Annotated in this window: 1 protein-coding gene and 1 pseudogene; one reads left to right on the top strand and one right to left on the bottom strand. The window is 66.1% G+C overall.

What is annotated here, in order from left to right; genetic code table 11:
* Positions 1-212, bottom strand: a pseudogene (locus AB4Z02_RS19040) (universal stress protein); the annotation flags it as partial.
* 163 nt (positions 213-375) lie between these two features.
* Here AB4Z02_RS19040 and AB4Z02_RS19035 point away from each other — a divergent pair.
* Positions 376-495, top strand: a 120-nt coding sequence (locus AB4Z02_RS19035) for an ArsR/SmtB family transcription factor (protein ID WP_441972929.1), incomplete at its 3' end; no start/stop codon positions are given.

The raw sequence follows: 495 nt of genomic DNA, 5'->3' as shown, positions 1-495 counted from the left end.
ACCTCGGGCAGGTCGGGGTCGTACGGCAGGGCGACGACGCTGCCGTCGACATAGCTGGAGACCAGGTAGCGGTTCACGTCGACGTTGGCGCAGACGAGGTGCACGTCGAGATCGTCGGCGAGCGCTGCGGCCTGCTCGAGCACCGAGGTCGGCTGCCCGGGGACGACGGCGACGATGATCCCGCCGCGCTGCTCGTTGCTGTATGCGCTCATGACGGCCTCCCCTGTGCGTACCTCCGGCGTGCGCCGCTGGGTCAAGTGTGTCAAACCCGGCCCCCTGAGCAAAGCAGGCGGCGTCCGGGGTGTTGACATGCGTTCGCGACGGTCGTATCGTTGTAATCAACGCATTGGTTGATAAAGGAATTGGTTGATCATTATGACGACTGACGACGAGCACCTCGACCGGGCATTCCTCGCCCTGGCCGACCCGGTGCGTCGCGCGATCATCGCCCGCCTCTCCCGGGGCGAAGCGACGGTCAACGAACTGGCGGAGCCG

Origin of the sequence: Pedococcus sp. 2YAF34 (assembly GCF_052114585.1) — a bacterium.
Lineage (GTDB): Bacteria > Actinomycetota > Actinomycetes > Actinomycetales > Dermatophilaceae > Pedococcus.
This window is presented reverse-complemented; position numbering and strand designations above follow the sequence as displayed.